Consider the following 24,633-nt stretch of genomic DNA (forward strand, 5'->3'; position numbering starts at 1 on the left):
TTAAATCCCCATGGGCCGACGGAAACGACGGGAAGTATAAGTCTCACTATTTGGCAGGCTGAGAACCACTTTCTCTCCTTCCTGCAGACCGCTGAGTACTTCGGCTCTGACCTTATTGTTTATACCAATTGTTACATCGCGAAATTCAATCTGGCCTTTTACCAGCACCGGTACCTGATAACTGTTTGGAGTATCAGGACTGGGTTGTAACACCTGAGATGGGATAATCAGGGCATCATCAGACTGATTGAGAACAATGGTTACCTGTGCTGTCATGCCGATTCTCAGCACACCATCAGGATTATCTACATCGAACAAGCCATTATAATAAATTGCTTCTGAATCATCAGATGCCATATCGCTGTCATCTCCGTCCATTGATGTCGGCCCCGGTTCAATGGCTCGTAAAGTTGCTTTGTAGCGATGATTCGGTTGCCCCAGTATGGTGAAATAGACCGGCTGGCCTGGCTGGACATGAATGACATCCGCTTCGGATATTTCTGCTTTAACCGTCATTTTATTCAGGCTCGCCAGTTCAACAATGGTCGGTGTGGTTTGATTGGCATTTACTGTCTGACCGACTTCAACAGCGGTATAAACGACAGTTCCGTCCATCGGTGCTGAGATCGTCGTATAACTCAGATCGACTTTGGCGGAGTCAACATTGATTTCTGCCTGTTCAATTCCTGCACTCAGTTCATCCAGCTCTGCCTGATAGACAGCAAGGTTAGATTCGGCTAATTCATAATCTGCTTTGGAGCTGGCATTATCTGCCAACATCGCTTTCTGGCGGTCATATGCCAGCCGGGCTTGTCGGATTTGAGCTTGTTTAGCCCGGTATTGCGCCCTCAGGCTGGCAAGAGAGGCGAGAGATTCTTTCAGGCTATTTTGTTGTGTCAGACTGTCGATTTGAGCAATCAACTGTCCTTTCTTTATCTGCTCACCTAATGTTACTGGTAAGTTGACAATCTGCCCGGAGACCTGAGCGCCGACACTGACCAGTCTGGATGCCTGTAACATGCCGTTGGCAAGAACACTATTTTCAATGTGACCTCTTTTCACGGTTTGTGTTGCATAAATCGGCTGTGGTTCTGGTTGTAGCCACCAGTAGGCAACTCCGGCTGAGAGGGCAATAAGTAGAAGTACACCAAAGAACAGCAATTGTTTCGATAGTTTTTTCATAACAGGTAAGAGACCATATAGATAAACAACAAGTGTCACAAATATGTTTGAATGGTTAATCTGCCACAAGCGTTGACAACTAACAAGGACACACACTAGGGATTACATAACTTTACAACTCCATTCTTACGAGGACATACACTCTTTTATCAAAGAGTTATAAGAATATAGATATGTTTTTTACTAGTGGACAGAACTAGCTTTTCTTCGGAAGGAAAACATGAGGGGAAAGTGTATGATATTTGTGTGACTGGCTTAAAGCTGATAAGTGTTTTTATATATGTTACAAATGATTTGATATGCTTATGAGGTCATGTTCTGGCAGGAAAAAATTTATATTGAGAATCCATGCAGTCGCTGTCTATTCAAACTGTGTTTGACAACCTGAAGTCGTTTGGGGTGACCAATCCACAAACACCGCTTTCGCTCAAATTGGGTACATAGATTGAAACTCGCGGTTTGCCCCAAAGACAGCCGCACAAGAATTACGGGCTGATTTCTATCAATGTATCCCGGTTTACCTTCTCGGATCTGCCGCCCCACCCAATCGACCCACTCAATATAGTCAATCAAACGAAATGGAAGACCATCAGTCTTTTTCTGATAGGATTCACCAACAAATGGAAATAATCCCGATGATATAGGTGGATTATCCACCAGTGAGTCAAGCCGTCTCTTGAGGGCGGTATATTCTGATGTTTCCGGAGTTTCAGCAATACCTGCCCGAACCGGATTTAGGTCGGTATAGGCCATGGCCGCCAGCAACGCTCTCTCATCCAGTAATGCCTGAGACTTGAAACGGCTTTCCCAGAAATGTCCACGACATTGGTCTTCCTGATTGGCTTGTCTGGCAATACTGAAATTGAGCTCTTTCATAAACCAGCTCAGGGAATAGAGTCGCTCCCGCCAGAGATGGATGATTCTTCGACAGGCCTGAGCTTCAGATGGAGAGACCTGATTTTTCAGATACCGTTGTATCAGAGAAGGGAGCTGATGTTCTTTCTTCCAGCGTTCAATCACTTCACTGTCCGGGAGTTGTGAGGCTTTTGCCTGATTGATATGAACCACCAGATGATAATGGTTACTCATCACGGCATAGGCACAGATGTCGATGCAATAAACCTGAGCCAGGGATAGAATACGTTGTTCAACCCAGTCACGCCGGTGCGCGTAAGATTTTCCGGTCAGAGGGTCTTCACCACACAGAAATGCCCGGCGGACACAGCGTGATACACAGTGATAGTAGGTGGTGAGATGAAGAGCAACCAACTGAGCTCTGGCGATAGTCATGAAGGAAATACTGTCTGTGAATGGTGCTGGCAGTATGTCGAAGTGGAGGGTTGGGGGAAAGGGGTATATGAACACAATACGAGTCATATTGTTTTTTTCGATGTAACTTTGATGTTGATAAAGGATGACATACTGACTTTGTCTTAAGGTGTATGTCCTCGTAAAAAACGAGCGTGTGTCCTGCTAAGTAAAGTAAGGAATAATGATGAACATACAAAATCTACTAATTCGAAATGAAAAAAATTCTGACTATGAAGAGATTTCTCACATAACTGAACTGGCTTTCGAGAAGCTAGAGATCAGTAACCACACAGAACAGTTTATTGTTGAAGCTCTGCGGGAAGCTGGTGTGTTAACAGTATCATTAGTTGCTGAAATTGAAGGATGTGTTGTCGGACATATTGCATTCTCTCCGGTCACCATATCAGATGGTACTGTCGATTGGTATGGATTAGGACCAGTTTCTGTCCACCCAGACTATCAGCGTCAGGGGATTGGTAAGTCGTTGATACAGAAAGGCCTATCATATCTTGAGTCTCGTGGCGCGAAAGGTTGTTGTCTGGTTGGTCATCCGGAATATTATCGTAAATTTGGTTTTGAGAATGTCCCAGGGCTAAGTATTGAAGGTGTTCCCCCTGAAGTATTTTTTGCACTGTCATTTGATGGAAATTTTCCGAAGGGAAGTGTGATGTTTCACGAAGGGTTCGGAGCTGATGGCCGATAATCCAGTAAGGATGGCAAATCTGCCATCCTTACTAAAAAAGTAATTCAAATCAATTGCCCTATTGAGCTGGTACTGTATTTTCAGTTTCTGAACTCTCTGTATTCGTTTCAGAAGTCGCGGAAGAGTTTTGAGCTGATGTCTCTGATTTGTTTTGCTCTGGTTGAGGAGCTATTGTTGGGGATGACTGCTGTGATTTTAACAGAGCAACCAACGTTTCCAGATTTTTTACATGTTCCTGTTCTTTGGATAACTGATCCTGCAGGGATTGTTGTTTCTGATAAGCATCAGTTAGTGCGGTTTGTAGCTTCTGATTACTCTGTTGCTGTTCTGCCAGAGTCTGCATTTGCTTAGCATTTTCAGCCTGCCAGCTTTCTTGTCGTTGCTGGGCTGACTGGTGAAGTGCCTCTACGCTTGCCAGAATACGATTTGTCTGTTCTCTTAAAACTTGGTCCCGGTAGTCCGAATTATCGATCGCTTGTGAAATTGCCAACAATTTATTTTCGATCTCAAGAACAGTTGGCTCAAATTTACCATCTTCAATGCTACGCAACTGTTTCACCATATGTGTAACTTGTTCCAGATGGTCTATTTCAAACTGACCAAGCTGTGCCGCTTTTTCCATTGCCTCAAGATCCCGGGGATTGGATTGAGCTATTGTTTCTACAAGCTGGATCTGGTGACTGGCTTTAGCATAGGTGATAGGAGCTACCTCGTTAAACTCTTCCCGTTTCAGTACTGACAGTTTTTTCTGCAATGGCTGAACATATTTGAGATGCATAATTTTTACTTCAAGGCCACGGGAAGTGTTAAGAAATTCAACTTGCTTTGTCTGAGCCTTTTCCAGCTCATCTTTGGCGACATACTCGAAAAGAGTATGAAACATCTCGTTTACCCGTTTATATTCTCTTGCATCGTATTGTTTGGCATCAATTTGGTTCAGATAATCCATTTCAGCAATAGAATCGGTCAGAAAATGATCTGCCTTTTCTTTCAAAGCCTGAAGTTGATGCAACTGCTGTTCTACAGTGTTTATATACTGATTGAATTTATCTGCATATGTTTGACTTGAGAAAATCGATACGGACTCAGTCGACTTCGAAGGTTCAGTTTGAATTTCCCGATATAAATCCTGAGCTTCTTTCCAGTCATGCTGTAGCTTTTGATAATGTGTGGCTGAGTAGATTTCTAAAGATTCAGCATTAGCGAGCGTTTTGGACCACTGTTGGTAAGTCTTCTGGATATCAGTAAACAGTGCATAAGACTGAGCCTGACTGTTGGTAGGACTGTCCGATGAATTTTGATTTTGTGTACTCTGACAACCAGCAATTCCGATCAGCAGGCATAGAGCGACCGTTGATTTTATCGGTTTCATGTTGCTTATCCTTATAATGAATCTATCTACTTAGCAGTTATTTTTCACGATTTGTCTTATTGTTCTACCTTGCCATACCTCTCTATCTTATACCAGTGTTATGACAATAATCTGGTGTCTGTTATGAGTGGTCTTTGAAGTGGTTTCACGTTTACACCGTGATTGTAGTGGAAGGATGTTCCGGGGAATTTATACAGAAGGAGTGTAAAGAGTGGAAATATCACTGTCACTAACCGAATATAGAGACAGTGATATTAGTTTTAACTGGGATATTACTGCTGATTAATGAACTGCTTAAAGCGTGAGCGGGTCTGTTCATCAGCCTGATCATACCAATAATGTAACATTGTCTCTGCTGTTGTTGCCGAGGTTTTTGTTTGAGAAGATGTTACCGAACGGGCTGGTATTGTTTTAATCTGAGCCACATTTTGAGGTGCGTATTCAGGAATTGAAGCGACTTTGCCTGACTGATTGTAAATTGACATTTCTGTATAGTAATTACGACCAATCTGCATACCATCTTTTAATAACTTATCTTTGGTTACTTCAACATTCTGTCCATTCTGATTTGTCAGAGACCATTGCATGTTACCAATACGATCCTGAGCTTCCCGGGAGTTTCTGTACTTGGGAAGCTGGAAAGCAAGGCCTGTATCTTCTGCATTAAACACCGCAACAATGACATCACTTTCGACACCGATATTCTCTTTACCTTCCTGAAAAAAGGGTTCATAACGGAAAACAACTTGTTGAAGTCCATTTTCCAAATGTAGTTTTTTCTGCGAATCAAAAAAACCACCACCGGATATTTCTGCTTTACTACCGTTTGCAACAAGAATATCAACAGCTTCAGGAACATCAATTGTTACTTTTGCCATGGCTGAGCTACTTAGTAAAATCATGCTGGTGAATGATAACACCTTGGATATATTCACTATTATTATCCTTTGTAATCAAATAGTTAATTGAGATAAGGATGCATAGATATTGTCTGAATTACAAGTGACAAATTTAAGAATTTCTCTTAGGGTGCCTGTCCTCATAAGGTTATCTCTGAGATTTTAAGGAGTTAGGGTATCTGTCCTTATAACTGCTTAAAGTGTCTGTCCTTGCAACTGTCTGTAATCCTACCTTGTTCTGACACCTGCAGATAAAAATCAGTTATGATGACGCTATGATTGTGGTTTAAGCGAAAGTAGTGATGCGTTATTTTTATTTGTTATGTTGTCTTCTGTTGAGTGGTTTTTCGTTCGTTACTCAGGCTGCCGGGAATCCGGCTTTGTTACAGGGGAAGTGGGATTGTGCGGCTTCGTTAAGTCAGCCTTTATATCAGTTAACCCTGACGACTCAGGAGCAATACCTTTCATCCCAAAAGTACGTCACCAGCGGTACATTAGTTGCCAGTCTGCCGGGACAGCCTATCAAAGTGAAATATGCGGTTTCCGGTCACGGTACCTGGAAACTTGAAGGAGAGAAACTGATTCTGCAGGCAAAGCAACTGACTGTGGAGAATATAACGCATCCTGAATGGGAAGCGATGCTGAATCTGAAACAATACATTCCGAAACATGCCGGTGGGACATTAGACATTGTCCGGTTGGACCAACAACAGTTACAGTTAAAAGCTAAGAACCTACCGGATAACATTCAATGCCATCGGGGATGATAAAGTTTTCCTGCCTGAAAAGAGACTCCGGGATTATTGTGAATATCCCGGAATTTCTATGCATAGTTACTGGCGGCAATAGACTTGCTGGCCATGTACATATGTTTGATGGATTACCCGTTCATCTGCCAGCATGATCAAAGCGAATAACTTTTCTTCCAATGATTTAGCCTGTTTTATTCGCTGTTTCAGAATAGGTGTTCCGCCGAAATCCAATTCAATAAAATCAGCTTCAGTTCCGGGATTAAAGTTTCCGATCTGATGTTCCAGTTGCATTGCAGCTGCAGCCCCTTGAGTACACAGATACAGAGACTCAAAAGGATTGAGATTTTGGTGTTGCAATTGCAGAATTTTGTATGCTTCGGCCTGATTTACCAGTAGGTTCAGACTGGTTCCTCCACCGACATCACTGGCAATCGCAACTGGGATCCCATGTTCTTTGACCGAGAAGTAAGGGAACAGACCACTGCCGATGAAGAGATTTGATGTCGGGCAGAAGATAACACTGGCATGATTACTGGCCAGTGTCTTGTACTCCCGGGGTTCCAGATGAATGCCGTGACCGAACAGTGCTCTATCCCGAACCAATCCATAGCGTTCATAGACGCCCAGATAATCCGGAGCATCCGGAAACAGCGTTTTGACCCAATTGATTTCGTCTGTATTTTCACTCAGGTGTGTCTGGATAAAAGCGTCCGGGTATTCCTGAGCCAACTGTCCTGCTAACACCAGTTGTTCCGGTGTACTGGTTGGGGCAAAACGGGGAGTAATTGCATACAGTGCTCGTCCCTGATGGTGCCATTTCTCGAGCAATATCTTACTTTCACGATACCCGGAATCTGCGGTATCGCGCAGGTTATCGGGGCAGTGACGATCCATCAGTACTTTTCCGCAGATCATCCGGGCCTGATAGGTGTTTGCTGCCGTGAAGAAAGCATCGACAGACTGAGGATGAACCGTGGCAAAGACACTTGCTGTTGTCGTTCCGTGTGCGAATAACTGTTGAAGAAATTCATCAGCTTGTTGTGCTGCGTAGTGCTGTTCGACATATTTCGCTTCGGTCGGAAAGGTGTAGTCATTCAGCCACTCCAGTAACTGACGGCCATAACTGGCAATCATCTCCATCTGCGGATAATGAACATGAGTGTCGATCATCCCCGGTATCAGCAATCCGGAATGGTTCACGATTTGTTCTGGTGGAACAGGATGTGTTGTGAGAAAAAGTTCCGCATCAACCAGATCGATAATTTTCCCATGCTCCGTAATGAGAATTGCGTCTTCCAGATATTGATAATTTTGTTCAGGGCAAAGGGTGTTCTTCGGGAAGTGTAAAGTAGCTCCCCGGTGAAATTTTTTTGTCATTATGATTAACTTCCCCGATAGGTTGAATAGGCGTAAGGGGAGAGCAGTAACGGGATGTGGTAATGTCGCTGTTCTGCTACCTGAAAGTGAACTTCGATTTTCGGGAAAAATGTCTGGCCGAATGTTTGTTCACAATAAGCCGCTACATGGAAGGAAAGGGTATATGCATTTGCAGATAACCGGATGTTTTCAAAGCGAATGCGTCCATCTGCATCGGTTGTAGCGGATGCCAGTGATTCACTGCTCTGGTAAGCACTGAGCTTGACCAGAATATTAGCTGCCGGACAGCCGGAACTGGTATCGAGAATATGACAACTTAACGTACTCATTGATAATACTCCATACGAAGGTGACTGATTTTCTGCTGCTCTGTGGCAGCATTAAGTAGTTCCTGATTTCTGTTATTTCTTATTCTTACCTGTAGCTGGTGTAATATTTGTTCTGCTGATTGTTTGCTGGCACAAATAATAAAAATAAAGCCGAATTTTTCCAGATAGGCCTGATTGTAATATAAAAGGTCTTTCAGTACTCCCTCCGAAGCCTGTGTTACCTGTCCTTGTTCCTGTTCACTAAGATGTTTCCCCTGACTATATTTCTTCTGCAATGTTGCCAGATCACCGATCATCGGATGGCCTGCAAATGCTTCCAGCCAGTCTGTTTCTGAGAGCTGTGCGAATACCTCATCGGCAGTCTGACAGAAATGAGAATAATCGGTACAGGGCATACGTGTCAGCATCAACTGTTGCCAGAGAGTACTGGTACAAATCTGGGCCAGTTGTGTCTGGGTTAAATGAATAGTTTTGGTTTCAGAGCCCATGAATCTCTCTCTATTTATCTTCTATTGACCTGTGTTTGTACAACACACTGGCTTGTTGCCAGAGATATTGCTGTTTCTTTTGTGAGGAATGGGATTGAAAATCTTTGACTTCACTATGTGTTGCTGTCTTCTGTTCAAAAAGAGCGCTTAGTTGTGCTGCTATGGAAAGTGCAACTTGCATTGGCAGTTTTCCTTTAATTTCCGGATGGCCTATTGGACAAGTCAGTTGTGAGACAAGATCGGGGCTGCTCAACTGTTCTTTCAAACGATAAGTGAAACGTTGTTTTTTGCCTTCCGATCCAATGAGGCCGATATACGGAAAACATTGTTTTTCCAGTGCCAGAAGGGTTAGTTCATAATCCATACTATGGTCGTGAGTCATGATGACAAGGTGAGTCCCGGGAAGTTGCGCAGCGATCATTTCTTCTGCTGAGGTAAGGCACTGCGTCTGGATACCCTGAATACTCAACGGCTCTAACCAGACAGGACGTGAGTCAATAACTGTAATGTGACATTGTAACTGATTCAGAATGGGTGCAAGTGCCTGGCAGACATGGCCAGCGCCAAAAACCGTAACCCGGGCCTGTTGAAGGTTAAAATATTCAAACAGTACCTGAACTGCTCCGCCACAACACTGGGCAAGATCTGCGGCCATACTGTAACGTTCGATTGCAATCGTCGGTTCCTGAGCTGTTAACTGACGGCGTCTGTTCAGTTCGGCTCTGGCTGTTTGTATCACTTGCTGTTCCAGACTGCCGCCTCCCAGTGTGTCATATTGTCCCTGAGTCGTGATAACCATTTTAGAACCACTGTTTCTCGGAACCGAGCCGACTGCGGCGACAATGGTGGCAAGGCAGTAGGACATACCTTGCTGTTCAAGCAGTTGACAAGCATTCAGCCAGTGCGTGGTTGCACTGGCGGATGTCAGTATTGATTGTCCCGTTTTCATCATCTATTCCCTATGGTTTCTGCTGGCTGATTGGGTGCCTGTCCTCCTTGCTCCAGCCAGTCATATTGCTGCTGACATGCTGTGAGTATCCTTTCTCCTGTTGCTGGCGTATCCAGCTCAGGAATCATCTGGTGATCGGAAATTGCTGCAATGGCATCATAAATTGCACACCAGGTACTGATTGCGTGCATAAATGGCGGTTCACCGACAGCTTTTGAGCGATAGATACTGTGTTCCGGGTTCGGAACATCATAGAGAGTGATATTCATCTGTTTCGGATAATCGCAGATACTTGGAATTTTATAGTTCATCGGACTGTTGCTCAGCAGATGTCCATGTTCATTCCAGATTAGTTCTTCGGTTGTCAGCCAGCCTAGTCCCTGAATGTAGGCACCTTCAATCTGGCCGATATCGATCGCCGGATTCAGACTGTTTCCGACATCATGCAGAATATCGACCCGTTCAACCGTCATCTCACCGGTAAGCGTATCAATCATAACTTCGGAGCAAGAGGCACCGATAGCAAAATAGAAAAAAGGACGCCCGTTGGCTTTTGTCCGGTCATACCCGATTTTTGGGGTACTGTAATAACCTGTTGAAGAGAGAGAGACTCGGTTCAGATAAGCCTGTTGTATCAGTGTTGCCCAATCAACTTCTCCCGAATCGTAATAGAGTTTTCCATCCTTAATCTCTGGCTGGGTGGCGGAAGGTTGTGAGGACAGACGCCCGAAGTTGGATTGAGAAGATGATTGCGAGGACAGACACTCAGAGCTGTGGCTTTGAGAACAATAGTGAGCCGTGGCGAAATCAAGCAGACGTTCTTTAATAGTCATTGCTGCGTTGTGGGCGGCCATACCGTTCAGATCGGCGCCGGAAGATGCCGCTGTCGGAGAAGTATTTGGTACCTTGTCTGTCCTTGTAGAGGTCACCAGTATCCAATCCATCGGAATACCAAATGTCTGGGCAACAATTTGCTGGATCTTCGTGTGTAAACCCTGGCCCATTTCGGTACCACCGTGTGAAACCTGAACGGTTCCGTCCGTATAGATATGAATTAGTGCTCCTGCCTGATTGAGATGAGTTGCTGTAAATGAAATACCGAACTTAACCGGTGTCAGAGCCAAACCTTTTTTTAGTATTGGACTGTTCTGATTCCATTCATGAATCTGTTGACGACGTTGCCGGTAATCCGATGAGGCTTCAAGTCGGGTGAGCACTTCACGCAGCTCTTGTGTCTGTTCTACTTCCATGCCGTAAGGTGTCACGGATTTTCCCGGACGGTAGAGATTTTTCAAGCGGAGATCTAAAGGATCCTGCCTCAATGTAACTCCCAAATCCTGCATTGCTTTTTCAATGACGATCATCCCTTGTGGCCCACCAAAGCCACGGAATGCCGTATGCGAGACTGTATCGGTTTTGAGGCGGTTGCCGGTAATGCAGGCATCTCCAAGAAAGTAGGCGTTATCAGCATGAAACATCGCCCGATCGACAATGGCATCGGAGAGGTCAGCTGAATGACCACAAAGCCCGTTCACTTCAATGTCAGCAGACAAAATTTCGCCGTCATCTGTTGCTGTCAATGCATAGCGATTGAAAAAAGGGTGGCGTTTGCCGGTGGTTGACATGTCGATAGCACGGGGTAGGCGGAATTTGACGGCCTTCTTTGTGAGTATTGTTCCCAGACTGGCAAGGCAGGCCCACGGTGCTGCCTGGGTTTCTTTGCCACCGAAGCCACCACCCATACGGCGCATGTCCACAGTGACATGGTTGAACGGGATTCCCAGCACTTCCGCAATCAGGTTTTGTACTTCGGTGGGGTTCTGTGTCGAAGTCCGGACAAAAATTCCACCATCTTCCGTGAGTTCGGCAAGGCTGATCTGGCTTTCCAGATAAAAGTGTTCCTGTCCTCCTACAGCTAAATCGCCCTGAATCCTGAGTGTTCCTTCTGGTGACTGTCCCCGTAATGAAGCGTCTTCCGGTGTCTGTCCCTGTAAGGAAGTGCCCATTTGATGCGGTGGTAGCAGATGGTCGCGCTGTGAGGCTTGTTGATATGAAATGACCGGATCGGAAGTTTCTTCATACTCGATCAACGCTTTCTGTGCAGCCTGACAGGCAAGCTGATGAGTCTCTGCGATCACAAAGGCAATAGGCTGACGAAAATAGCGAATCTCACCCTGGCACAGTAACGGATCACCTTTATGAATGGTACCGATGTCATTGAGGCCGGGAATATCGTGGCAGGTAATGACCCGAACGACTCCCGGGGACTGGCGGACGTCGGACAGGTCAAGATGTGTCATCGTTCCTTTAGCAATATCACTGGTAATCAGTGCTCCATGCAGGCAGCCACGGGGCTCCGGGTAGTCGTCAACAAATAATGCTTCACCCGCGACCTGTTTGCCGGCACTTTCATGGGGAAATGGCTGGCCGACTGTCTCCAGAGTTTTCTGAGATTGCAGATGTTGTGCGGTATAGGGATGGCTTATGAGTTTACGCATGATAAGTCAGCCTCGTTTTTATCTGTTGATGTTCCGGATGCTTATATTCCAACTGCTTATATTCTAAGTAATAACGCTGAAGCAGATTCTGGACCAGACGGATCCGGTATTGTGCCGAACCCCGGATGTCGCTTAACGGATGAATCACCTGAGGAACAAGAGCCTGAACTTCCCGGATCAGAGATTGTGTCAGAGGCCGTCCGAGGAACACTGTTTCCAGCGTTGTCAAACGAACTGATTTTGCTGCAACACCCCCGGCGGCAACGATGCAGTGACTAATTTGTGCATGTTCATCAAAAGTGAGATTGATAGCGAGAACGACCGTAGCAATATCATCCTCATAACGTTTACTGACTTTGTATATGGCATGTTTTTGCTGCCTGTCCATTTTAGGCAGGTGAATAGCACTAATCCATTCGTTACCTTGTAGGCGGGTTTGACGATAACCGGTAATGTAGTCTTCTGGCGCATAAAGTTTCCGTTCGGAGCCGTTATCGATTTCAATCTGGCCTTTCAGACTGATCAGTAATGGTGCGATATCTCCGATCGGAGATGCGTGACCGAGACTTCCCCCCAAAGTTGCACGGTGACGAATGGTTATACTACCCAGACGTTCGATGATTTCATCCGTTGATGGAAAATTCTGCTGCATAAACCGATGCACCTGATACATCGGTATTGCAGCACCAATACGCCAGCCACTATCGGTTTCGGTGACAGTCAGCATATCATCAACATTTGATACATCGATCAGTAATGGCAGTGGTGCCATTCGCTGGGTGACTTCCAGAGAAAGATCTGTTCCGCCGGCAATTAATTGTGCAGATGGATAGGCCCGGCGCAGTTCGGCCAGTTGCTGACGGTTTTCAGGTGTGAAATAGTGATCTGAGTTGAGTGGGGGAACATGATTCATCCAGTGCTGAACTTCAGCCTGATACTCATCGAGTGGATCTGATGTTTTTGCCGCGGCGATTTCGTTAGCGGCTTCAATCAAAGGTCCGTATCCGGTGCAGCGGCATAGATTTCCGGCCAGGAAATCGGCTGGATTATCTGGTTTGTGTTTCTGCTTTGATAAGGCGTAGAGCGACATAACAAAGCCAGGTGTACAAAATCCACACTGACTGCCATGCCGATCGACGATTGCCTGCTGAACCGGGTGGAGTTGTTCTCGCTGTTTCAGATATTCAACCGTGATGATCTGTTTTCCGTGCAGTGCATGTAACGGAGTAATACATGCATTAATCTGACGATAACGAAGTTCATTCTGTTCATCACGGTCGACGATTACAACGGTGCAGGCACCGCAGTCACCACTGGCACAGCCTTCTTTTGTCCCTTTTAATTCTCTGTGCTCTCTGAGGTACGTCAGTAGCATCATATCGGCAGATACCGAGGGAATACTGACGACTTGGTTATTGATCATCACTTCGAGCATTGGTTTCCTTCCCTGAAAAAGCTGTCCATTTGGTCAAGTTATTTTTAATAAAAAAACTCACTCCGTTCCCGTTAAGTTTAGAACGAAGTGAGCTAAAAATTATTTTGGAATGGTTGCGTCAATTCCTTCGACGTACCAGTGCATACCGACCAGTTCTTTGTCTGAAGCCGTGCTTCCTGCCGCGACTTTCAGGTTACCCTGATTATCTTTCAACGGACCGGTAAACGGCACAATCGCACCGGATTTGATTTTTGCCTGAGTGTCCTTAATTGCAGCTTTTACATCATCTGGCAGTGACGGATTGATAGAGGTGATATGCAATACATCATCTTTCAGTCCACCCCAGTAATCTGTTGATTTCCAGGTTCCATCCATGACTTCCTGAACGGTTTTAATATAGTAAGGTGCCCAGTAATCCCGTACAGAGAACATATGTGATTTTGGTGCGAAGTGGCTCATATCTGATGATTGTCCAATGCCCATCACGCCTCTCTTTTCAGCTGCAATCAGAGGAGCCGGACTGTCAGTGTGTTGCAGCAGCACGTCGACACCTTGATCCATCAGAGCATTTGCAGCATCAGACTCTTTGCCCGGATCGTACCAGGTGTTAACCCAGACGATTTTGATTTTCACATCCGGATTTACACTTTTAGCTCCCAGATAAACCGCATTAATGTCACGGATCACTTCCGGAATAGGAAATGTTGCAATGTAGCCGATGACATTTGATTTTGTTGTCATACCGGCCGCGACACCAGAGACGTAACGACTTTCGTAAGAACGCAGGGCATATGTTCCTACGTTTTTACTTCTTTTATAGCCGGTCGCATGTTCAAAGACGACTTTTGGAAAACGCTTCGCTACTTTGAGGGTCGGGTTCATAAACCCAAAAGAAGTGGTAAAAATAATGTCGTTTCCTGCTTTTGCTAGCTGAGTGATTACGCGCTGTGCGTCAGCACCTTCAGAAACGTTTTCAACAAAAGTTGTTTTGACCTGATCACCAAAGTGAGCCTCCATTTCCTGACGGGCCTGGTCGTGCTCATAACTCCAGCCATGATCACCGATCGGACCAACATAAACGAATCCGACTTTTAGTGGTTCTTTGGCTAGTGTGGAAGCGGAAAACAACGCCGACAGCGCCAGAGCCGCGACGGATAACCACTGATTAATTTTCATGAAATACTCCGTTTCATCAGTTTATTGACTGTTATTTGGGTATAAAGATTTTGTTTTTACAAAAAGGGTTTCTACAAAAAAGTTTATAAAAAGACTGACTTGCAAAAACCTGACCAAATGGTCTGTATTTTTGAAAAATAAAATCTCAGTTATGTTCAATCATTCTCGATTATTGACTGAACACATCACAATTCTTCATGATGAGCTGAAAGTATGGCTCCATTTCAGAAAAATTGCTGTTACAGTGCTTCATCATGGTGCGACAATTGCACCATCATGAAACATCTGCATGATTATGTTGCTCTTTATTGCTACTTCACATTTTTATGAGTGTAGTTTCGGATCAAATGGTTTTCCCAGACTCATCGGTGTAGCCAGTTTTTGACGTAGTGCATCAGAGCTGATTAGAACCATGACAATGACAGTTGCCAGATAAGGGATCATGGCTAACAGGTTTGGTGAAATATCGATACCCAGCCCTTGCATCATTAAATGCATAATTGAGCTACATCCAAACAGATAAGCTCCAAGTACCAGATAGCCGATTCGCCAGGAAGCAAATACAACCAGCGCTAGTGCTATCCATCCTCGTCCGGCGGTCATGTTTTCCATCCACATGGGTGTATAAGTTAATGACATGTAAGCCCCGGCAAGCCCGGCCATTGCACCACCAAACATGGTGACGCCGTAACGTAACCGGATGACATGGATACCCAGAGCATTGGCGGCGTGCGGATTTTCTCCGACAGCCCGGATAGTCAGACCCAATCGGGTACGGTGCATCACCCACCAAGTGGCGCCGACAATAATAAAACTCAGATATACCAACAGATCATGCTGAAACAGGATTGGCCCGATAAACGGGATTTGGCTTAATCCGGGAATTGCTATTTCTTTAAATCCTTCGATGGTATTCCCAACCAACTGACTGCCGAGAAAAGCACTCAGGCCGGTACCAAAAATGGTCAGAGCCAATCCGGTGGCAACCTGATTGGTATTCAGAGTCAGCGTCAAAATAGCAAACAACACTGCCATGACTGTCCCTGCAAACATTGCAATAAGAAGTCCTAACCCGAGGCTGCCGGTGAAGTACGCGCCGGCAAATCCGGCCATGGCTCCCATCAGCATCATGCCTTCCTGACCCAGGTTCAGCACACCTGATTTCTCACAGACCAGTTCACCTAGAGCAATCAGTAGCAATGGGGTTCCCGTTTTTAAAGCAGCAATTAATATTTGCTGGATGAAAAGTATATCCATCAGGCCACTCCATTTTCATTTTTCTGGTGAGTTGATACATGATTGCTTGTCTTATCTGATATTCCGGAAGCTCCGGAGGAAAGGGCTGAAGGAGAAACAGTGGTCGGCGGTTTCTTTCTCCGGGGTTTGATTTGGTAATAAATCAGAAAATCACAAGCCAGAAGTGAGAATAGCAGAGTTCCCTGAAATAACCCGGTCACTGCGGTCGGTAGCCCTAGCTCGATCTGAGCAAGATCGCTCCCCATATACAGCGCTCCCATGAAGAAAGATGAGACAATGATGCCTACCGGATTCAGCCTGCCCAGATAAGCGACAATAATGGCGGCATAGCCGTAGCCGGGAGAGACCGATGGAATTAATTGTCCGATAGGACCGGTGACTTCAGCAGCTCCGGCGAATCCGGCTAACGCCCCGGCAAATAGCATTACTCCCCAGACGATTTTATTCTGATTGAACCCGGCGTACTGGGCTGCTGAGGTATCTTCACCAAAGACACGGATCTTGAATCCCGGTAATGTTCTGAACAGAAGTACCGCACTGATAATTGCGATAACAATGGCAGCAACAACACTGACTGATGCCCGTCCGCTGTCAGACAAGAGTGGGAGCATGACACCATCCGGGAACATTACAGATTCCGGAAAGCCAAATCCATCGGGATCGCTGAGAGGTCCGTGAACGGCCCAGAGCAGGGTATAGAGCCCGATGTAATTGAGCATAATTGTGGTCAGGATGATATTGGTGTGAAAAACACGGTTGAGAAAAGTTGGTATTGCCGACCAGCACATTCCCGCAGTGATTCCGGCGAGTAGTGTTACCAACAGCATTCCGGTTCCGGCATCTTCACTGACATGGACAGCAACGGCACTGCTGGCAACGGCGCCAATCAACAGTTGTCCTTCGGCACCGATATTCCAGATATTGGCTCGGTAGCAGAGAGCCAGACCAATAGCACACAATAGCAATGGCGTGGCTTTCACCATCAGCTCACCTAGGTTATAACTGTCGCTGAAAGGTTGTAATAAGAAGACTTCGAAAGCTTTCACGGGGCTTACATGCAGCCAGAGTAACATCAGGCTGGAGATGAACAACGTCAGTGAAATTGCAATCACTGGTGAAAACCATGCCATCATGCGTGAGCTTTCGATTCTGGGCTGGACTTTAAGCATTGGCTATCTCCTCATGCTTTAAGAAACCACCAGCAATCCATTGTCCGATCTGCTCAATATTGGTTTCATTGGTTTTGACGATCGGAGAGACGTGGCCTTCATAAATTGCTGCCAGACGATCGCTGATAACAAAGAGTTCATCAATATCTTCGGAGATCACAATAATTGCAGCTCCTGCATCTCTCAAAGCGATTAACTGACGGTGAATTGCACTGGCAGCTCCGATATCTACACCCCAGGTCGGGTGAGCACAGATCAGAATTGCCGGATGCTGATTGACTTCACGGCCAATGATGAATTTTTGCAGATTACCACCGGACAAACTCTTGGCCTGAGCCTGTTCATTACGACATTTAACCTGATTGTCCCGGATTAGTTTCCGGGCCAGAGTTTTCATTAGTTTTTGCTGAATAAAACCGAACCGGGTCAGCTCTGCGGTGTGCGTCAGTAATGTATTTTCTTCAAGGCTCATTTCCGGTACGGCACCCTGACCTAAGCGATTGGTCGGCACATAAGCCATTCCGAGGGCTCGTCTTGTACCGGCATGCAGATGTCCGACCGGCTTGCCATGGAAAAAAATACTCTCTTTAGGCGTTCGGTGATCTTCACCACTCAATGCTTCCAGCAGATCTTCCTGACCGTTCCCGGCGACACCGGCTATGCCCAGAATCTCACCACTTCGCATTTCCAGATTAACATCAGTCAAACCACAGCCGAACGGATGAGTCGGAGATAAAGTGAGGGCTTTGGTCTGTAAAAGTGTCTGTCCCCCTAACGATTTGGGGTAGCTCTCCGAGAGTTCAGCGTCACTGCCGACCATCATGCGGGCAATTGAGTTAGGGGTTTCCTGTGCGGGAATACATTCACCTGTGACTTTCCCGCCTCTGAGGATAACGGCCCGGTCACACAGCTCTGTGACTTCTTTCAGCTTATGGCTGATAAATAAGATACTGCAACCTTCGCTGGCCAGTTTCCGCAGAACACGAAATAGCCCGGAAACCTCCTGAGGAGTCAGAACTGATGTCGGTTCATCGAGAATCAACAGGCGAATATCCTGAATCAGACAGCGCAAAATTTCCAGTCGTTGACGTTCACCGATACTGAGATGGTGGACATAGCGATCAGGGTCAACCTGAAGGTCATAGCGCTGGCTTATTTCGAGCACCTTCTGTTTCAGATTATCAATTTTGTGGAGAAATTCAGGATCGAGGCCTAATTCAATATTTTCCAGAACAGTAAGGGTTTCAAACACGGAGAAATGCTGGAAAACCATACCGATCCCCATGGCCCGGGCCTGATTGGGTGAATGGATTTCAATCTCGTGGTTATCCCACATAATCGATCCCTGACTGGGATGAGTGACGCCATATATCATTTTGACAAGTGTTGATTTTCCTGCCCCATTTTCTCCTAACAAAGCGAGGATCTCACCAGTGTGGAGCTTCAGGTTGACACTGTCATTTGCCACAACCCCCGGAAAAAACTTACTGACATTCCAGAGTTCCAAGAGTGGTATTTTTGTCATATTTAATGATTTCCCTTTAAAACATCAGCTGGCGTAATGCAAAAATCTGACCAACTGTTCAAGTACTGTTGATTTTATTATCATCAGTCGGATGAATTATATACTCAAACCAGACGATCTTGCGATTTCTATTCATTTGCTGAAAGAATTGTTTTAGATAGTATGATGGTAAAAGTCTGTGAGTGAGTGTGATGGCAAGTAGTATGTGTTCTCTGATATTCAACTTAGATGTCCAACTTAGATGTCTGTCCCGGTAACAATAATAAAGAAGAAATAATAAAGTGCCTGTCCCCACAAGATGCATAAGATGAGATGCGGGATAAAAGCGTCTGTCCTCACAAGATATGAGATATAGTGTCTGTCCTTGTAATGTCCGTCCTTGTAATGTCCTAATGAAGATACGGGTTACTGTAAAAAATCAGATAAAAACTTGACATCAATGAAGTGGATAGGGAATAACGTACAGTTAAATTGATGGCTCAAAAGGGGATATATTTTCACATGAAAAAAACGCAGTCGCGTAAACCTCAGACAGGTGCTATTCGTCAGCGTAATGAAGCTCTGATTCTTCAGGCTGCTGCGGATGAGTTTGTTAAACACGGTTATAAAGGAACATCCGTTCAGGCGATTGCTGATCGGGTTCATTTACCGAAAGCTAATGTGCTCTACTACTTTCGCTCCAAGAAAGGCCTGTATCTGGCGGTGCTGGAAGATATTCTCAATCTCTGGAATCAGGGATTTTCAGATGATGCTTTAGAGCACTCACCGGAGGAAGTGATTGAACGTTACATTCGTGGGAAGATGCGTTACAGCCGGACCAATCCAAAAGAATCAAAAATATTTGCGCTGGAATTGATCAATGGGGCTCAACATATTCAGGATGCAACCCAGCTTCCGATGGTGAAGTGGACGGAAGGAAAAGCCAATATCATTCAGACCTGGATTAAGCGGGGGTTGATCCGTCCGATTGAGCCGCTGTATCTGTTATTTATGATATGGGGAACAACTCAGTTTTATGCTGATTGTGATACGGAAATTGAACTGATCAAAAAGCGTCCGTTAAATGATGAAGAATTTGAAGCTGCGACACAGTTTGTAGTTGATATGGTTTTTCTGGGGCTTGGGCTCAATACTTTGTCTTCCGATTAACGTTTTGGAAGACTGAAATAAGCATCCGGAGTGTCGCCGGATGCTCCGCTGACTAACCATTTTTTTCCGGGTAGATTTTCAGGAAGCTTTCAATTGCCCGGATAACAGCATTCTGAATCGCTTCAGTATCTGGGCGATCAATATATCCGAGCTTATAAGGTTCCCATAATTCTGCCTGTAGCAATGCTTTTAACTGCATGGCTGCCAGTGTCGTGTCACACTTAATGAATGTTCCTGCATCAATATGAGCCTGAAAAAAATTAGCGACAGCCTGAAAACCGGTTTTGGGGCCATTTTCATAGAAGAAACGTCCAATATTGGAGTGCTCCGAGGCTGTAATTGCCATCTTGTATATTGAAGCAAGATCCGTCGAAAGAATTGAGTTGAGGTAGTTGATACCAAAATCAATGAGTTGTCCTTTCAATTCTCTTTCAGCCGAAAGACTACAAAACGCATGAGTGATCTGTTTCTTCGTCGCATCTTCCATAACCGCAGAAAATATCTCTTCTTTTGAGCTGAAATAGTTGTAGAGCGTTGCTTTGGAGCCCCCAAGCTGCTTGGCGATTGCGGACATTGACGTTTGATCGAATCCGTGTGTGGTAAATAGATCTTTTGCTATTTCCAGAATGGCCTGCCGGCGTTCTTCACTCTTTACTCTCATATTTCCTCGGTATCTGACCACACAAAACTGCAACATTCTCTATTGACGAGATCCATCTGTCAAGTATATAACTGTACTGTACGGTATTGTTATGCCATGGTGAGAGAGATAAGTGAAGGCAGTAAATATGAATAAGAACAAATTATGTAAGACACTCGGAGCTGTGGCTGTTGCTGCACTTCTGAGTAGTTGTTCTGCTCCGTCTGATGAAATGCGGAATTCGGCAGCATCGCCGGAAAAGCTGGGTTATCAGCAGACATTGGCAGAAATTACGAAGATTGACTGGCCAAAGGATCAATGGTGGAAACGCTATCAGGATCATCAGTTGGATCAGCTTATCGGGGATGCTCTGGAAAATTCACCGGACATGCAGATAGCGCAGGCCAGAATCAAAAATTACCAGGGGATTGCACAGCAGGCCGGTGCGATTGAGAAAATTCAGGCGGGACTCAACGCCAATGTTAATGAGTCAAAAGCCAGCTACCACTATCAGGCGGCGAATCCTCCTGCGAACTGGAATGATTATGCATCTGCCACACTCAATTTTTCGTATGATTTTGACTTTTGGGGAAAGAATCGTTCCACAGTTGCCGCAAGCATTTCGGATTTAGCCGCTGCTGAAGCAGAACACGCTGCGGCAAAACTGACTTTGTCTACATCGATTGCACAGGCATATGCAGAGCTGGCCCGACTGTATGCAAATCAGGACACTGTCAGTGCTGCTGTGAAAGTTCGTCAGAAAACGGTGGAACTGCTGACGAAACGGTATCGCAGTGGTTTAGAGACAAAAGGAGCTGTGAGTCAGGCTGAATCTGCGGCGGCAAGTGTAGAAGCTGAATTACTTGGTGTCAGAGAGTCGATTCAGTTGCAGAAGAATGCACTAGCAGCATTGGTCGGTGCAGGACCGGATCGGTCACTGTCGATCAAACGTCCGGTTGTTGTGCTGACTGATACATTTGGATTACCCCGGGATCTTGGGGTCGGGTTGCTGGGACACCGCCCGGATATTTCTGTTGCTCGCTGGCAGGCTCAGGCCGCAGCTGAGCGAATCAGTGTTGCGAAAGCTCAGTATTACCCCGATATCAATCTGTCAGCATTTATCGGCTATCAGGCTTTCGGTCTGAATAATCTGACCCGGACCGGCAATGACGCGGGCAGTATCGGGCCTGCGATCTATTTACCCATTTTTACCGGTGGCAGGCTGGACGGGCAACTGACATCGGCTCAGGCAAATTATGAAATGGCTGTTGCCCGGTATAACGATGCTTTAACCCGGGCATTACACGATGTTGCCGATGCTGTAACCAGTACTAAAGCACTGAGTGCCCGGATTGATAAATCCCGTCAGGCTGTTGAAGCCGCCAGAGAAGCCCACCGGATCGCCAGTAACCGTTACAAAGGTGGTTTGGCGACATACCTCGATGTATTGAGTGCTGAAAATGCTTTGATTGCCAATGAACGAACACTTGTCAACCTGCAATCAAGAGCATTTTCTCTGGATTTAGCTTTGGTTCATGCACTGGGTGGCGGCTATCAGGCTAGCCGGGCATCCAGCAACATTTAAGAGAAAAGTCACGAGTAAAAAGGTTTATATCATGAGTACAAATAAAACATCTACAGAACAGCCCAATCAGGATCAGGCTGCAATGAAAAAACGAAAGAAGGGATTTGTAATTCTGGCCGCTGTGATTGTTCTGGCCGGAGCCGGATACTCGGCCTACTGGCACTTTATCGGCTCACGTTATATCAGTACGGATAATGCTTATGCTGCTGTAGAAGTTGCAGAAGTAACACCGGCAGTCGGAGGGATTGTTCAGAGAGTCAATGTGGTCGATACCCAATATGTAAATAAAGGTGATGTTCTGGTTGTTATCGACAATACCGATGCAACACTGGCTTTACAGCAGGCCGAAGCTGACTATGCGCTTGCCCGGCGCCGGGTGCAAAGTTATCTGGCCAGTGATGAAGGGCTCAAAGCTTTGGTCAACGCTCGGGCGGAAGATGAGAAAAGGGCCAAGGCACAACTGGCATCGGTGCAGGCCAGTTTTCAGCGGGCAAAAATCGATTTAGATCGTCGTGAAGCACTGGTGCGCTCCGGTTCGGTTTCCGGTGAGGAGTTGAGTAATGCGAAAACGGCCTTTACACAGGCGCAGGCTCAGTTAAATGCTGCAACTGCAGCAGTGAATCAGGCTGTTGCCAGCCGTTTATCGAGTATTGGTGAGCAAAAAGCCAACTATGCCCGGATTGATAATACGACGGTAGAAAATAACCCAGAAGTTTTACTAGCCAAAGCACGTTATGAGCAGGCACAAGTCAATGTAAAACGGACGGTGATTCGTGCGCCGATCAGTGGCGTTGTGGCAAAACGTCAGGTGCAGGTTGGCCGTCGGGTTCAGCTTGGCGCACCACTGATGAGTATTGTTCCGGTAAATCATATACATGTAGATGCCAACTTTAAAGAAGTCCAGCTGCGTCATGTTCAGGTTGGACAGTCAGTTGAGCTTACCTCAGATCTGTATGGTGATGATGTTGTTTATCATGGAGTGATTACCGGATTATCCGGTGGTACTGGTGCTGCTTTCTCTCTCATTCCAGCCCAGAATGCTACCGGAAACTGGATCAAAGTTGTACAGCGTTTACCGGTACGGATTGAACTGGATCCTCAGGAGCTGGCCGAGCATCCGCTTCAGGTCGGACTCTCAATGGAAGTTTCCGTCGATACGGATTCTAAAGTCAGTGATAAGGTTCTGGCTCAGTATCGGGCTGTTCCCACAGTTCAGTAATCAGGTGATCCTATGAGTAATTCTGTTGAACAGAAACAGCCTCAACCGTTAACCGGTTTTGCTCTGGTGATCGGGGCGCTATGTCTGGCAACGGCAAATTTTCTTGCCATTCTTGATACAACGATTGCCAATGTGTCGATTTCCAATATCGCCGGTAGTCTGGGAACTTCGACCAGTCAGGGAACTTATGTCATTACTTCTTATGCTGTTGCCGAAGCGATTTCTGTGCCTCTGACAGGTTGGCTGGCTTCACGATTTGGTGCGATCCGGGTTTTTGTGACCAGTTTCTTTCTGTTCGGGGTGTTTTCGTTTCTCTGTGGCATGGCAACCAGTATGACTGCACTGGTGACATTCAGAGCCTTACTCGGTTTCTCCGGTGGCCCGCTGATGCCATTATCTCAAACCCTGATGATTCGCATTTTTCCTAAAAACAAGGCTCATGCTGCGATTGGCATCTGGAGTATGACAACGCTGGTTGCGCCTATTCTGGGGCCAATACTGGGTGGTGTGCTGTGTGACGAATACAGCTGGCCGTATATTTTCTTCTGTAAAGTTCCTTTTGCACTTATCGCTGGATTTGCCTGCTGGAAAATCCTCAAACACTTTGAAACCAGAACTGAAAAATCCCGGATCGACATTGTCGGATTGATTATGCTGGTGGTCTGGGTTGGGGCATTACAGATCATGCTGGATGAAGGAAAAGATCATGACTGGTTTGCATCCAGCCGGATAGTCATCCTTGGTATTGTTGCGGCAATTGGGTTTGTGTCTTTTCTGATTTGGGAGCTGACGGAGAAAAAACCGGTCGTAAATCTCAGGATTTTCAGGCACCGGGGATTTTCAATGTCAATGATGACGCTCTCCTTGACTTTCGGCGCATTTTTTGCGATTTCGGTGATTACCCCGTTATGGTTGCAGCTTAATATGGGATATACCGCGACTGAGTCTGGTCTTGTGACCGCTCATATGGGGATATTTGCTGTATTCATGGCACCGGTTATTGCTGAACTATCCAGTAGGTATGATCCAAGGCGGTTTGTTTTTACCGGAGTTCTCTGGCTGGGTATATGGACCTTCTTCCGAAGCTTTGCCAGTCTTGATATGACCTCTTTTCAGGTCAGCTGGCCGCTGTTTTTTCAGGGCATCGGGATGCCGTTGTTTTTTGTTCCTTTAACTGCAATAGCTCTGGGTTGTGTCGATGAACGTGAGATGGAATCTGCTGCGGGATTGATGAATTTTATCCGGACCTTTTCAGGAGCGATAGCAACCTCTGTCGTGAATACGTCATGGGAGCGCGAAAGCCGTTATATTCATGCAGAACTTTCCGGGCTGACCGATCCTCAGGGGACAGTCACGGCAACGATGCAGGCTGGGGGAATGTCTTCAGAACAGGCGCGTAGTGCAGTAGATATGTTGGTTCAGAATCAGAGTGTGATGGTCGCAACGAATCAGCTGTTCATGGTCATTGCAGTGATATTTATGGCTGCTGCCTGCCTGATTTGGTTCGCTCCAAAACCAAAACATGCTGTCGGTCCTGCGGCTTCTCACTAGCCGATTCTCACCGCTGACTGTTATTCCCCTGTACTGGCAGAATTCCGGTATCAGGGGAAATTTCTAA

General features: G+C 45.9%; 21 protein-coding genes. 6 read left to right on the forward strand and 15 right to left on the reverse strand.

What is annotated here, in order from left to right; genetic code table 11:
* Positions 1-1,182 carry an efflux RND transporter periplasmic adaptor subunit gene (locus OCU74_RS18695; protein WP_087481174.1) on the reverse strand — a complete coding sequence of 394 codons (1,182 nt, stop codon included), beginning with the start codon at positions 1,180-1,182 and terminating at the stop codon, positions 1-3.
* A 333-nt stretch (positions 1,183-1,515) separates the two neighbouring features.
* Positions 1,516-2,472 carry a transposase gene (locus OCU74_RS18700; protein ID WP_087480859.1) on the reverse strand — a complete coding sequence of 319 codons (957 nt, stop codon included), beginning with the start codon at positions 2,470-2,472 and terminating at the stop codon, positions 1,516-1,518.
* 202 nt (positions 2,473-2,674) lie between these two features.
* Between OCU74_RS18700 and OCU74_RS18705 the strand changes: the two genes are divergently transcribed.
* On the forward strand, positions 2,675-3,196 hold the full coding sequence (locus tag OCU74_RS18705; RefSeq protein WP_234993574.1) for a GNAT family N-acetyltransferase: 522 nt from the start codon (positions 2,675-2,677) through the stop codon (positions 3,194-3,196).
* A 58-nt stretch (positions 3,197-3,254) separates the two neighbouring features.
* On the opposite strand, the gene OCU74_RS18710 is transcribed toward OCU74_RS18705, so the two are convergent.
* Positions 3,255-4,568, reverse strand: a complete 1,314-nt coding sequence (locus OCU74_RS18710; RefSeq protein ID WP_087480857.1) for a hypothetical protein — start codon at positions 4,566-4,568, stop codon at positions 3,255-3,257.
* Between the two features lie 272 nt (positions 4,569-4,840).
* Positions 4,841-5,446: a DUF2057 family protein gene (locus OCU74_RS18715; RefSeq protein WP_234993573.1), complete on the reverse strand. Its 606-nt coding sequence runs from the start codon at positions 5,444-5,446 to the stop codon at positions 4,841-4,843.
* Between the two features lie 323 nt (positions 5,447-5,769).
* On the opposite strand from OCU74_RS18715, the gene OCU74_RS18720 reads away from it, so the two are divergent.
* Positions 5,770-6,234, forward strand: a complete 465-nt coding sequence (locus OCU74_RS18720; RefSeq protein ID WP_087480855.1) for a hypothetical protein — start codon at positions 5,770-5,772, stop codon at positions 6,232-6,234.
* Positions 6,235-6,300: 66 nt separating this feature from the next.
* On the opposite strand, the gene guaD is transcribed toward OCU74_RS18720, so the two are convergent.
* The 10 genes from guaD to OCU74_RS18770 form a co-directional block, all read right to left on the reverse strand.
* Positions 6,301-7,602: a guanine deaminase gene (gene guaD, locus OCU74_RS18725; protein WP_200807724.1), complete on the reverse strand. Its 1,302-nt coding sequence runs from the start codon at positions 7,600-7,602 to the stop codon at positions 6,301-6,303.
* Positions 7,602-7,925 carry a hydroxyisourate hydrolase gene (gene uraH, locus OCU74_RS18730; RefSeq protein ID WP_087480853.1) on the reverse strand — a complete coding sequence of 108 codons (324 nt, stop codon included), beginning with the start codon at positions 7,923-7,925 and terminating at the stop codon, positions 7,602-7,604. The genes guaD and uraH overlap by 1 nt, the downstream gene beginning before the upstream one ends.
* Positions 7,922-8,413, reverse strand: a complete 492-nt coding sequence (locus tag OCU74_RS18735; protein WP_087480852.1) for a 2-oxo-4-hydroxy-4-carboxy-5-ureidoimidazoline decarboxylase — start codon at positions 8,411-8,413, stop codon at positions 7,922-7,924. Before OCU74_RS18735 ends, uraH begins: the two co-directional genes overlap by 4 nt.
* A gap of 10 nt (positions 8,414-8,423) precedes the next feature.
* Positions 8,424-9,362 (reverse strand): xanthine dehydrogenase accessory protein XdhC, encoded by a 939-nt coding sequence (gene xdhC / locus OCU74_RS18740; RefSeq protein WP_087480851.1) that lies wholly within the window; start codon positions 9,360-9,362, stop codon positions 8,424-8,426.
* Complete coding sequence (gene xdhB, locus OCU74_RS18745; RefSeq protein ID WP_087480850.1) at positions 9,362-11,860, reverse strand: xanthine dehydrogenase molybdopterin binding subunit; 2,499 nt, start codon at positions 11,858-11,860, stop codon at positions 9,362-9,364. Before xdhB ends, xdhC begins: the two co-directional genes overlap by 1 nt.
* Positions 11,853-13,295 carry a xanthine dehydrogenase small subunit gene (xdhA, locus tag OCU74_RS18750; RefSeq protein WP_087480849.1) on the reverse strand — a complete coding sequence of 481 codons (1,443 nt, stop codon included), beginning with the start codon at positions 13,293-13,295 and terminating at the stop codon, positions 11,853-11,855. Before xdhA ends, xdhB begins: the two co-directional genes overlap by 8 nt.
* Before the next feature lie 99 nt (positions 13,296-13,394).
* Complete coding sequence (locus OCU74_RS18755) at positions 13,395-14,471, reverse strand: BMP family ABC transporter substrate-binding protein (protein ID WP_087480848.1); 1,077 nt, start codon at positions 14,469-14,471, stop codon at positions 13,395-13,397.
* A gap of 324 nt (positions 14,472-14,795) precedes the next feature.
* Positions 14,796-15,728: an ABC transporter permease gene (locus OCU74_RS18760; protein ID WP_087480847.1), complete on the reverse strand. Its 933-nt coding sequence runs from the start codon at positions 15,726-15,728 to the stop codon at positions 14,796-14,798.
* The gene (locus OCU74_RS18765) at positions 15,728-16,897 is read right to left on the reverse strand and encodes an ABC transporter permease (protein WP_087480846.1); all 1,170 of its coding nucleotides are present in this window, start codon (positions 16,895-16,897) and stop codon (positions 15,728-15,730) included. Before OCU74_RS18765 ends, OCU74_RS18760 begins: the two co-directional genes overlap by 1 nt.
* Positions 16,890-18,422 (reverse strand): ABC transporter ATP-binding protein, encoded by a 1,533-nt coding sequence (locus OCU74_RS18770; RefSeq protein ID WP_087480845.1) that lies wholly within the window; start codon positions 18,420-18,422, stop codon positions 16,890-16,892. Before OCU74_RS18770 ends, OCU74_RS18765 begins: the two co-directional genes overlap by 8 nt.
* A gap of 501 nt (positions 18,423-18,923) precedes the next feature.
* On the opposite strand from OCU74_RS18770, the gene OCU74_RS18775 reads away from it, so the two are divergent.
* Complete coding sequence (locus tag OCU74_RS18775) at positions 18,924-19,571, forward strand: TetR/AcrR family transcriptional regulator (protein ID WP_087481173.1); 648 nt, start codon at positions 18,924-18,926, stop codon at positions 19,569-19,571.
* A 52-nt stretch (positions 19,572-19,623) separates the two neighbouring features.
* Here the strand turns inward: OCU74_RS18775 and OCU74_RS18780 are convergent, their stop codons facing one another.
* Positions 19,624-20,232 (reverse strand): TetR/AcrR family transcriptional regulator, encoded by a 609-nt coding sequence (locus OCU74_RS18780; RefSeq protein ID WP_087480844.1) that lies wholly within the window; start codon positions 20,230-20,232, stop codon positions 19,624-19,626.
* Positions 20,233-20,359: 127 nt separating this feature from the next.
* Here OCU74_RS18780 and OCU74_RS18785 point away from each other — a divergent pair, with 127 nt between their 5' ends.
* From OCU74_RS18785 to OCU74_RS18795, 3 genes are read left to right on the forward strand one after another with little or no spacing between them, the layout of a single operon-like run.
* Complete coding sequence (locus OCU74_RS18785) at positions 20,360-21,796, forward strand: efflux transporter outer membrane subunit (RefSeq protein WP_087480843.1); 1,437 nt, start codon at positions 20,360-20,362, stop codon at positions 21,794-21,796.
* Between the two features lie 31 nt (positions 21,797-21,827).
* Complete coding sequence (locus tag OCU74_RS18790; protein ID WP_087480842.1) at positions 21,828-23,015, forward strand: HlyD family secretion protein; 1,188 nt, start codon at positions 21,828-21,830, stop codon at positions 23,013-23,015.
* A 12-nt stretch (positions 23,016-23,027) separates the two neighbouring features.
* Positions 23,028-24,566: a DHA2 family efflux MFS transporter permease subunit gene (locus OCU74_RS18795; protein ID WP_087480841.1), complete on the forward strand. Its 1,539-nt coding sequence runs from the start codon at positions 23,028-23,030 to the stop codon at positions 24,564-24,566.
* The last annotated feature ends 67 nt before the right edge of the window (positions 24,567-24,633 follow it).

This window comes from Vibrio mangrovi, assembly GCF_024346955.1.
Taxonomy (GTDB): domain Bacteria; phylum Pseudomonadota; class Gammaproteobacteria; order Enterobacterales; family Vibrionaceae; genus Vibrio; species Vibrio mangrovi.